The sequence below is a fragment of the Inquilinus limosus MP06 genome (assembly GCF_000767795.1).
In the GTDB taxonomy this organism is placed as follows: Bacteria; Pseudomonadota; Alphaproteobacteria; order DSM-16000; family Inquilinaceae; genus Inquilinus; species Inquilinus limosus_E.
The window spans coordinates 1-9,291 of record NZ_JANX01000216.1; the positions used below are offsets into that span (position 1 = coordinate 1).

General features: G+C 68.8%; 8 protein-coding genes and 1 pseudogene. 3 read left to right on the forward strand and 6 right to left on the reverse strand.

All coding sequences use genetic code 11. The features are described 5' to 3' along the window. The 3 genes from P409_RS17280 to P409_RS17290 form a co-directional block, all read left to right on the forward strand. Nucleotides 1-494: winged helix-turn-helix domain-containing protein (locus tag P409_RS17280; protein WP_161790419.1), on the forward strand; the 494-nt coding region annotated here is incomplete at its 5' end. A 204-nt stretch (nt 495-698) separates the two neighbouring features. After that, the gene (locus P409_RS17285) at nt 699-1,511 is read left to right on the forward strand and encodes an MBL fold metallo-hydrolase (protein WP_230983065.1); all 813 of its coding nucleotides are present in this window, start codon (nt 699-701) and stop codon (nt 1,509-1,511) included. Then, entirely contained in the window at nt 1,508-2,404 is an 897-nt protein-coding gene (locus tag P409_RS17290; protein WP_034840079.1) for a class I SAM-dependent methyltransferase, read from the forward strand. Before P409_RS17285 ends, P409_RS17290 begins: the two co-directional genes overlap by 4 nt. A gap of 115 nt (nt 2,405-2,519) precedes the next feature. Here the strand turns inward: P409_RS17290 and P409_RS17295 are convergent, their stop codons facing one another. From P409_RS17295 to P409_RS38975, 6 genes and pseudogenes are all read right to left on the reverse strand, one after another. Continuing rightward, a complete protein-coding gene (locus P409_RS17295; RefSeq protein ID WP_034840082.1) occupies nt 2,520-3,683 on the reverse strand; it encodes an ABC transporter permease in 1,164 nt (387 codons plus the stop codon). Continuing rightward, complete coding sequence (locus tag P409_RS17300) at nt 3,680-4,678, reverse strand: ABC transporter permease (protein ID WP_034840086.1); 999 nt, start codon at nt 4,676-4,678, stop codon at nt 3,680-3,682. Before P409_RS17300 ends, P409_RS17295 begins: the two co-directional genes overlap by 4 nt. Nucleotides 4,679-4,715: 37 nt before the next feature. Beyond that, entirely contained in the window at nt 4,716-6,614 is a 1,899-nt protein-coding gene (locus tag P409_RS17305; protein WP_034840090.1) for an ABC transporter substrate-binding protein, read from the reverse strand. Next, nucleotides 6,611-8,497, reverse strand: a complete 1,887-nt coding sequence (locus P409_RS17310; protein ID WP_034840094.1) for an ABC transporter ATP-binding protein — start codon at nt 8,495-8,497, stop codon at nt 6,611-6,613. The genes P409_RS17305 and P409_RS17310 overlap by 4 nt, the downstream gene beginning before the upstream one ends. A 13-nt stretch (nt 8,498-8,510) precedes the next feature. Next, complete coding sequence (locus P409_RS17315) at nt 8,511-9,062, reverse strand: hypothetical protein (protein WP_052120826.1); 552 nt, start codon at nt 9,060-9,062, stop codon at nt 8,511-8,513. Beyond that, a pseudogene (locus tag P409_RS38975) lies at nt 9,059-9,291 on the reverse strand (polysaccharide deacetylase family protein); the annotation flags it as partial. The gene P409_RS17315 and the pseudogene P409_RS38975, both read right to left, overlap by 4 nt.

The window sequence follows — 9,291 nt, forward strand, 5'->3', positions numbered from 1 at the left end:
GTGCGGCCGGCTGCGGGGGGGCGGGCCTGGACGGGCCGATCCTGGCGATCGGCGACCGGGCCGAGCGCTTCGCCGATGCCGATGCCACGCTGCGGCCGCCGATCCGGATCGGCGTGCTGCTCACCAGCCTGCGCGCCGCCCTGGCGCGGCGCGGCCAGGCCCGGCCGGAGCCCGATCTCGGCCCCTATCGCTTCGATCCCACCGGCCTGCGCCTGATCCATGCCGCCGACGGGCGGGAGATCCGGCTGACCGCCAAGGAGGCCGCGATCCTGCGCCATCTGCGCCGGCAGGACGGCGAGACCGTGTCCCGCGATGCCCTGCTCGACGCCGTCTGGGGCTACGCCTCGGGAGTCGCGACCCACACGGTGGAGACCCATATCTATCGTCTGCGGCGCAAGATCGAGGCCGATCCGGCGCGGCCGGCGCTGCTGCTGACCGTCCCCGGCGGCTATGCCCTGGGCGGGCAGGCGCCGGACCAGGAGAAAGGACAGTGATTCCGGCTGCGCTTCCTGTGACGGGCGACACAGACGCGGGGCGCTGGCCGTGGTTCACCATCAATATGTCGAAAAGACCTTTTTTCTCGACTCATGCGACTCGGTGCGCGACAGTCACCTCCGCCGGCGTCCTCGGACGTGACGGATGGTTTCCCGCGCGCCGAGAGTCAGACTGACGCGCCGATGGCGAAGACGAGCGACCTTATGCTCCGGTTCTGGGGTGTTCGCGGCAGCATCGCCTGCCCGGCCTCCTGCAACATGCGCTACGGCGGCAACACCAGCTGCATCGAGATCCGGCGCGGCGACGACCTCATCATCATCGATGGCGGCACGGGGCTGCGCGACCTCGGCCACCGGCTGATGGAGGAGGGGCGGCCCGATGTGGATGTGTTCTTCACCCACACCCATTGGGACCATGTCTGCGGCGTGCCGTTCTTCAAGCCGGCCTACGCCAAGGGCCGCAAGGTGCGGTTCTGGGCCGGCCATCTGAAGCCGCAGAACAAATCGATCTACACGGTGTTGTGCGAGACGATGATGGCGCCGCTGTTCCCGGTGCCGATCGGCGTCTTCCAGGACTGCGAGTATCACGATTTCGACTGCGGCACCCCGATGGAGCCCTTCCCGGGCATCAAGCTCAACACCTGCTGGCTCAACCACCCGAACCTCGCCTGCGGCTACCGCATCGATGTCGGGGGCAAGAGCATCTGCATCATCACCGACACCGAGCATCGGCCGGAGGGTGTGGACCAGGTCATCGCCGATTTCGTTCGCGGCGCCGACATCATGGTGTATGACGCCATGTTCACGGATGAGGAGTATCCGAGATTTGTCGGCTGGGGCCACTCGACCTGGCAGGAGGCACTCAAGCTCGCGGATGCGGCTGATGTCGGCCGGGTCGTGCTGTTCCACCACGATCCCAATCACGATGACGCGTTCCTGGACCGGATCGCGGATGCCGCCGACCGTCGGCGTCCCGGGACGCTGGTCGCGCATGAAGGCATGACGTTGCACCCTTGAGTTCCAACACCGCTCCCCCCGATCTCGGCCGCCGCCTGCGACGCTGGCGCCTGGGCCTCGCCACCCTGTTCGGCCGCCAGCCGAAGGGCTTCTTCATCCCCTGCAGCTATGCCGACGAGGTGCCGGACGAGCTGGCGCCCTATGCCGGGCACGAGGCGCTGTTCCGCGCCTCCGAGCCGGTGTTCCAGGCGGTGCTCGACGTCATCGACTCCTACCGCGACGCCCTGCTGGCGATCGGCGCGACCGAGCGCGATTCGCCGCCGCCGCAGCCGCGCTGGGACCAGGGCTGGTTCGCCCGGCTGGATGCCGCCGCGGCCTATGCCATGGTGCGGGCGCGCCAGCCGGCGCGGATCGTCGAGGTCGGCTCCGGCCACTCCACCCGCTTCATGATCCGCGCGGCGGTCGACGGCGACCTGGCGCTGGAGTTCACCGCCATCGACCCGGCGCCGCGGGCGGCGATCTCCGAGCTCGGCATCACGCACCTTGAGCAAACGGTTCAAGAGGCGGGGACCGAGCCGTATCGCGACCTGGCCGAAGGCGACATCCTGTTCATCGATTCCAGCCACATCGCCATGCCCGGCACGGATGTGGACTTCCTGGTGAACCAGGTGCTGCCCTGCCTGCCGCCCGGAGTGCTGGTGCACATCCACGACATCTGCCTGCCCGACCCGTATCCCGCGGAATGGGGCTGGCGCGGCTACAACGAGCAGCAGGTGGTGGCGCCGCTGCTGACCGCCGGCGGCTTCAAGCCGGTCTTCGCCAGCCACTACGCGGCGACGCGGATGGCGGAGAAGGTGGCGGCCACGGTGATCGGCCAGCTGCCGCTGCGCGACGGCACGCCGGAGACCAGCCTGTGGCTGGAGAAGGCCAGCCAACCCCTCGCTTACCTCTAAGCGGCTCTTTATCGCCGTCATTGCGAGCGCAGCGAAGCAATCCAGGGGCCACGCCAAGCGGCCCCTGGATTGCTTCGTCGGCTTCGCCTCCTCGCAATGACGGAGAGGGTTGTGTTTACCGGTACGGGTCCGCGGCGTCGCGCAGGCCGTCGCCGAAGAACTGGAAGGCCAGCACCACGATGATCACCGGCAGCACCGGGATCAGCAGCCAGGGGTAGAGCGCCACCACATTGATGTTCTGCGCCTCGTTCAGCAGCACGCCCCAGCTGGTGACCGGGGGCCTGAGGCCGAGATTGAGGAAGCTGAGCGCGGTCTCGCCCAGGATCATCCCGGGGATGGTCAGGGTGGCCGAGGCGATCAGGTGGCTCATGAAGCTCGGCAGCAGGTGGCGGAAGATGATCCGCCGCGGCCGCGCCCCCATCAGCTGGGCGGCGACGCAGAAATCCTCCTCGCGCAGCGCCAGCAGCTTCGACCGCACCGACCGCGCCAGGCCGGTCCATTCGACCAGGCCGAGGATGATGGTGATGCCCAGGAACACCAGGATCGGGCTCCAGGTCACCGGCAGGGCCGCCGACAGCGCCATCCACAGGGGCAGCTGCGGGAAACTCTGGATCACCTCGATCAGCCGGTTGACCAGGTTGTCGACCCAGCCGCCGTAATAGCCGGCGAGGCCGCCGATGACGATGCCGAGCAGGAAGCTGACGGTGATGCCGAGCAGGCCGACGGTCAGAGAGATGCGGGCGCCGTAGAGGATGCGGCTGAGCATATCGCGGCCCAGCCGGTCGGTGCCGAGCAGGAAGAAGGTGCCGCCCTGGGGCGGGCAGACGACATGGAAGTCGGCCTCGAACAGCCCCCAGAACCGGTAGCCGTCGCCGCGGCAGAAGAAGCGCAGCTTCTGCGGCTGCGACCGGTCCTCGGTGTAGACCCGCCGCATCGACTCCATGTCGAGCGAGTACTGGTAGCCGTAGACATAGGGGCCGACGAAACTGCCCTCATGGAAGAACCGCACCTGCTGCGGCGGCGCGTAGATGTGGCCGGTGTGGCGGCTGTCCAGCCCGTAGGGCGCCAGCACCTCGCTGACCAGGATCGAGAGATAGGCCAGGAGCAGCACCACGCCGGAGATCGCGGCCAGGCGGTGGCGCTTCAGCTTCCACCACATGATCCGCCACTGCGAGGCCAGGAAGTACCGCTCCTGCTGCGCGGTCAGCGGCGCCTCGAGATAGGGGTCCCAGGCGGCGGGGTTGACGTAATGCTGCGGCTCGCGGGAGGCGTCGCTCACTTCACGGCCCCTCCGGTCAGGCGGATGCGGGGGTCGAGCGCGGCCAGCGCCAGGTCCGAGACCAGGGTGCCGATCACCGTCAGCACCGCCATCCACAGCACGAAGGAGCCGGCGAGGTACATGTCCTGGCTCTGCAGCGCCGACAGCAGCAGCGGCCCGGCGGTGGGCAGGCTCAGCACCACCGAGACGATGGTGGCGCCGGAGATCAGGTGCGGCAGGATGTTGCCGATATCGGCGATGAATGGGTTCAGCGCCATGCGCAGCGGGTATTTCAGCAGCGCCCGGCGCCGCTTCATGCCCTTGGCCAGGGCGGTGACGTAGTACTGCTTCTGCAGCTCGTCGAGCAGGTTGGCGCGCAGCCGCCGGATCATCGCCGCGGTGCCGGAGGTGCCGATCACGATCACCGGCACCCAGAGATGCTCGAGCACCGAGGCGAATTTGGCCCAGCTCATCGCCTGGTCCTGGAACTTGGGGTCCATCAGGCCGCCGATGGAGATGCCGAACCACTGGTTGGCCAGGTACAGCAGCACCAGGGCCAGCAGGAAGTTCGGCGTCGCCAGGCCGAGGAAGCCGAGGAAGGTCAGTCCGTAGTCGCCGATGCTGTACTGGTGGGTCGCCGAATAGATGCCGATCGGGAACGACACCACCCAGATGAAGATCGTGGTGGCGATGGTCAGCAGGATGGTCAGGAACATGCGGTCGCCGACCACGGCGGTCACCGGCAGGCTGTACTCGAACGACCAGCCGAAATCACCTTGCAGGCAGTTGCCCAGCCAGGACAGGTATTGCTGCAGGAAGGGCTGGTCCAGCCCGTAGGTCTCGCGCATGAACTGCAGCTGGTTCGGGTCCATCGACTGGCCGCGGCTGCGCAGCTCGTTGACCATGGTGGTCAGGTAGTCGCCGGGCGGCGCCTGGATGATGGCGAAGCTGATGAAGCTGATCGCGAGCAGGGTCGGGATCATCACCAGGATGCGCCGGGCGATGTAGCTCAGCATGGTGTCCCTGCCCCTCGCGCCATGGCCGGTCCCGCCATCATGGGTCCACCCAGAAGGTGTCGGGCCGGTAGATGCCGAAATGCGCGCCGGGATCCCAGGACAGGATCGCCTTCTCCGGCACGTTGTGCAGGCGGTTCTTGACCACGATCGGGGCCAGCACGCCCTGCACGGTGCCGATCGAGGTGACCTGGTCGGACTGGATGCGCAGCATCTCGCGGGTGATCGCGTCGCGCCGGTCGTCGTCGGTGGTGCTGCGCCATTCGTCGTACAGCGCCAGAAGCTGCAGGGCGAAGGGCTCGTCCGCCTTCTCGCCGGCCGTGCCCTTGGTCTGCAGGTACTGGCCCCATTTCGGATATTGCAGCCAGTTCTGGTCGACCGGCGCCAGCTCCGACGGCGCGGTGGTCTGGGTGATCAGCGCGTTGTCGATGCCGGTCCACACCGACATCACCGTCTCGCCCGAAAAAATGCGCTGCAGGAACACGTCGCGCTGGGACTGGGTGGTGTAGAGGGCGACGCCGATCTTGGCCCAGCTGTCCCGGATCAGCTGCAGGATGTCGGTCTCCAGCGTCCGCTCGCCGGTGCTCTCGACCACGATCTCCATGCGGCGGCCGTTCGGCATCAGGCGGATGCCGTCGCTGTCGCGATTGCCCAGCCCGGCCTCGTCCAGCAGGGCGTTGGCCTTGTCCAGGTCGAACTCGGTCCAGGCGTTCGCCTCGGCCGGGTCGTAATAGGGCGATTCCGGCAGCACCGTGTTCTGGCTCGGCCGGGCCAGGCCGAAGAACACCACCTGGTTGATCTCGTCGCGGTTGATCGCCAGCGACAGGGCCCGGCGCACCCGCACGTCACGGTTCAGGGCGCGCCAGTCCGGGTCGTTGCAGTTCATGTTCGGGTACAGCGCCACCTCGGAGCCGAGCGCCGTCGGCCACAGCCGGACCTTGTAATGCCCCGCCTGCTGGCCGGCCTTGAGGAAGCTGATGTTGTCGAAGCGCAGGCCGCGCTGCTGCAGGTCGGCGTCGCCGGCGCCGGCCTTGGCCGGGATCAGCGACGGCTCGACGACGTTGACGATCACCCGGTCGAGATAGGGCAGCTGCCGGCCCCGGCTATCGATGCGGTGGTAGTAGGGGTTGCGGACGAAGACGAAGCGATCGGCCGGCGCCTTGGTGGTGTTGACCCAGGGCTCCAGCACCGGCAGGTCCGGGTTGGCCGAATCGATCAGCTTGCTGCGCAGGTTGTAGAGGGCGACCCAGTTGCGCATCCCGGCCTGCCGCACCAGCGCGTCCAGCGCCTTGGGGTCGGCATATTTCTTGTGGAACTGCTTCAGGTAATGCGCCGGCGCGTAGATGTAGAGCGGCGCGGCCCCGGCCAGCGAGGTCAGGAACTCCGGGTTCGGCTTGGACCAGGAATAGCGCACGGTCAGTGCGTCCGGGTACTCGACCTTCGGCTTCTCGCCGTCGACCAGCATCCGCGTGTCCGGGCCGTAGGGCGACAGCTCCTTGTTCAGCTCGACGTCTTCCCAGGAGAAGCGGAAATCGTCGCTGGTGAAGGGCTGGCCGTCCGACCATCTGTGGCCCGGCCGCAGATGCAGGGTGAACACCTTCTCGTCCTGCACCTCGTAGGACAGAAGGATGTCCGGGTGCAGCTTGAAGTCGGTGCCGTAGCCGACCAGCCGGGCATAGGCGTAGGTGTTCATCACCCGCAGGTCGCGGGCCCGGGCCACCATCCAGCTGATCTCGCCGCCCTGCGTGCCCGGCTCCTTCTTCTCCGCCGTCATGTCGACGACCCACGGCGCCTGCGGGATGCGCTGCGTCACCGGCGGCAGCTTGCCGGCGGCGACGTCCTGGACATACATCGGCGTCTCGACCAGGGATGGCAGGCCTTCGGCCAGCGCCGGGGCGGCGGCCAGCAGCAGGGCGATCAGGCCGATCCACCGGATCATGATGCCAGCTCCAGCGCCGGGGCCTCGGTGGCGCGGACGTAATGGCCCTTGTCGACCTCGACCAGCCGGCCCGGCGTGTCCGGGCCCAGGGTGAAGGGCGCCGGCCAGGCTGCGGGGTCGGAGGCGCGGCCGCCCATCAGCGCCTCGAAATCCAGGCGGCGCGACGGGTCCGGCGCCGGCACGGCGGCCAGCAGCGCCCGGGTGTAGGGGTGCACCGGCCGGGCGAACAGCAGGGCGCGCGGCGCCAGCTCCACGATCCGGCCGCGGCACATCACCATGATCCGGTCGGCGATGTAGTCGACCACCGCCAGGTTGTGGCTGATGAACAGGTAGGTCAGGCCCAGCCGCGCCTTCAAATCCTTCAGCAGGTTCAGGATCTGCGCCTGGATCGAGACGTCGAGCGCCGAGACCGGCTCGTCGCAGATGATCAGGTCGGGGCGCAGCGCCAGCGCCCGGGCGATGCCGATGCGCTGGCGCTGGCCGCCGGAGAAGCTGTGCGGGTAGCGCTGCAGGTGGCGGATGTCGAGCCCGACCAGCCCCATCAGCTCCTTCGCGATCGCCTTGCGCTCGGCCGTGCTGCCGATGCCGTGGATGGTCAGCGGCTCGGTCAGGATGTCGAACACCGTCATCCGCGGGTTCAGCGAGCTGAACGGGTCCTGGAAGATGAACTGCATGCGCGGGCGGAAGGCCTTCAGCTCCTCGCCCTCCAGCCCCAGGATATCGACCGGCTTGCCGTGGTCGTTGAAGCGGATGCCGCCGGCATCGGGGCTCAGCGCCCGCATCAGGATCTTGGACAGGGTGGTCTTGCCGCAGCCGGATTCGCCGACCAGCCCCAGGCATTCGCCGCGGCGGATGGCGAAGGACACGTCGTCGACCGCCTTGATCCGCTCCTCCTGCCCGCCGCCGAACAGGCCGCTGTTGCGGATGGCGAAAGTCTTCGACACGCCCTCGACCTTCAGCAGCGGGCCGGCCGCCTCCGCCGCCTCGGTCCAGGCCTTCTTGCCGGTGCCCATCATGTGGCCGTCGGCCTGCCGGATCTCGCGGATCGGCATCAGCCGCTCATGCCCCATGTCGAAGCGCGGCACGGCCCGCAGCAGCGCCTTCAGATAGGGATGGCCGGGATCGGTGAAGATCGGCCCGATCGGGCCGGATTCCATCACCTCGCCGCGATACATCACCACCACCTCGTCGGCGATGTTGGCGACGATGCCGAGGTCGTGGGTGATGATCATGATCGCCATCTGCAGCTCGGCCTGCAGGTCCAGCATCAGCTTCAGGATCTGCGCCTGGATGGTGACGTCCAGCGCGGTGGTCGGCTCGTCGGCGATCAGCAAGGCGGGGTGGCAGACCAGCGCCATGGCGATCATGGCGCGCTGGCGCAGGCCGCCCGACAGCTCGAACGGATAGGTCTTCAGCGCGCGGGCGGGGTTGGGGAAGCCGACCAGGCGCAGCATCTCGCGGGCCAGGTCGCGCGCCTCCGCCGGCCCCACCGGCCGGTGCAGCCGCACCGCCTCGACGATCTGGTTGCCGACCGTGTGCAGCGGCGACAGCGAGGTCATCGGCTCCTGGAAGATCATCGAGATCCGGCCGCCGCGGATGTCGCGGTAGTCGGGGCTTTCCTGCGGCAGCTTCGCCAGGTCGACCACCGTGCCCGGCGTCTCCGGGTCGCTGAACAGGATCCTGCCGCCGGTGACCCGGCCGTTGCTGGGCAGGATGCCCATCACCGCCTGCGCCAGCACCGACTTGCCGGAGCCGCTCTCGCCGACCACGGCGACGGTCTTGCCGGCCGGCACCCGCAGCGACACGCCGCGCACCGCCTCCAGCGTGCCGCCGGGCACGGCGAAACCGATGCGAAGATCGTGCAGGCGGAGGATATCGCTCACCGCGGCGGGCCCCTCATTCCTCGGGTCCGTCGGACCCGGGCCGATCGTCCGGGGGGCGCACGCCCCAGCGCTCGGCCAGCCCGCCCTGGGGGGCGACGACGCCCAGCGACATCAGGTTCGCCTGGCTCGAATCGTCGATCGTCAGGGCCTTGGCCAGCGCGGCGTCATGCGCCTGCGACACGATCTCGTCGAAGCCGCTGATGGTCGATTCGATCCTCAGGCGCCGGCCGCCGCCGCGCAGGTCCAGCTGCATCCAGCCGCGCTGGCGATCGCGCCGGACCGAGAAATAGCGCAGCCGGAAGCCGTCCAGGTCGCGCCACGCGATGCGGACGCCCAGCGGGCCGTGGGCGACGATGCCCTGGCCGTCGACCTCGATCACGCTGCGGTGGCGCAGCCAGGTGCGTAGCAGGAAGGCCAGGAACACCAGCGCCGCGGCACTGAAGGCGATGGCGACGATCCAGTGCATCGGCAGCAGGATCAGCGGCAGCGCGGTCAGCGCCAGCCCGGCCGCGCCGCGGGCATAGTCGCCGCCCAGCTCGGCCATGCCGTAGCGGTGGGCGGTCATCGCCGGGCTCCGAACAGGGTATCGGCCTCCGGCCAGGCCGTCGCCGGATGCCGGGTCAGGGTCGAAAGCAGGCCGTCGAGAAAGATCCATCCTTCGTCGTCATGCGCCAAATGGTGGGTGAGGAGGCCGGTCGGCTCCTCCGGATCGGCCGTGCCGGTGCGGCGATCGGCCAGGTGCCGCAGGACCGGCGCCAGGGTGCGGTCGACGCCCGCGAAGCCGCGGGTGCCGC

Bases quoted from the DNA above. Each gene is read 5' to 3' on its own strand.
- P409_RS17285 (WP_230983065.1), top strand. From the start codon at position 699: ATGCTCCGGTTCTGGGGTGTTCGCGGCAGCATCGCCTGCCCGGCCTCC.
- P409_RS17300 (WP_034840086.1), bottom strand. From the start codon at position 4,678: ATGCTGAGCTACATCGCCCGGCGCATCCTGGTGATGATCCCGACCCTG.
- P409_RS17305 (WP_034840090.1), bottom strand. From the start codon at position 6,614: ATGATCCGGTGGATCGGCCTGATCGCCCTGCTGCTGGCCGCCGCCCCG.
- P409_RS17315 (WP_052120826.1), bottom strand. From the start codon at position 9,062: ATGACCGCCCACCGCTACGGCATGGCCGAGCTGGGCGGCGACTATGCC.